At 61.6% G+C, this 1171-nt stretch carries 1 protein-coding gene; it reads right to left on the reverse strand.

Features of this window, described 5'->3' with window-relative positions; translation table 11 throughout:
• A partial coding sequence (locus tag KHO31_RS38985; protein ID WP_211626149.1) for a DUF6531 domain-containing protein occupies positions 1-1171 on the reverse strand: 1171 nt, incomplete at both ends.

The following is a 1171-nucleotide window of genomic DNA, read 5'->3' on the forward strand; positions in this document are numbered from 1 at the left end:
GCGTCGTACTGGATACCGGTGGTTCGCTGCTGTTCACCGTCCCAAGAAGCATCGAAGGCGCTCGCGCCTGTCAGGTCGCTGGTCCTGCGTTCGCTGTACCCGGTAATGTTGCCGCGATCGTCGTAGACGAACGTGCGCAGCTTGCCGGGTGACGCGATCATGTACGGCCGGATGCCCGTCGCGTCGGCATAGCGTGTCGAAACGATCCTTGTTCCAGTGGCCGGGCTCTGCGTGCTCCACCGCACAGGTCGACCCATATCGTCGTAGCTGTAGTCGGCGGTGCCGCCGCTTGCGGTGGTCTCCCTGAACACATTGCCCGATGGGGTCCACGTGGTGGCGGTTGTCGCCGATGCTGAAGTGCTTCCGGTAGGCCGGAGCATGCCGCCGATCGACGAGAAGCCCAGTGTTGTCGTGCCCCGGCTGTCGGTAACCGCAGTCGAGCCACTGCTATAGGCGAACTGCACATTGCGCGTCGTGTCCGGGTGGCTGACCGCCGTCGCCCTGCCATCCGCGTTATAGGACCACGTAGCGATGCGCGTACCAGTCTCGTCAATTTCACCCGTGATCGCGTTGCTGAAGCGGACATCGTCATACACGTAGCGGTGAACGTTGGCATCGGGCCAGGTGACGGAGACGAGATTGCTGTTGGCGTCGTAGGCATACTGGGTGATGCCACCCAGCGGATCGCTCAGCCTGGAGATGCGGCCCATGCTGTCGTAGTCGAGACGAAGCACCAGGTCGAACTTCACCAGTGCATCGTCGCCATGCTGCGTGATCGTGATGAGGCGCCCCGAACCGTCATAACTCAGGGTTCGTGTAAAGCCATTCTTTGTGCGCTCCGAAAGCAGAACGCCTTTGGACGAGTACGTTTCGGCAGTGCCGGCAAGCTGGTCTGTCAGTAACCAGTCCGTGCCGTTCTGCGTCAACGTGAGTCCGGTGAATGCCGCCGTGCGCCAGTAACCGCCTGACCAGCTGAAGGTGACTGGCTCACCGCTCGCGCGGAAAGCAACGACTTTGGATGAACCGCCGTTATTGGCGCTCGCGAGGTTGAGTTGACGCTGCCAGTTATGGAACCAGACCGGTCCCATCGCATTGCCGGAAGTGCCGGGCGACACTGAACGATAGGTGCGGGAGAACACCATCGGCATGTCGTCGCCGCTGACGAAATCCG

It is taken from the genome of Paraburkholderia domus (genome assembly GCF_905220705.1).
Classification (GTDB): Bacteria; Pseudomonadota; Gammaproteobacteria; order Burkholderiales; family Burkholderiaceae; genus Paraburkholderia; species Paraburkholderia domus.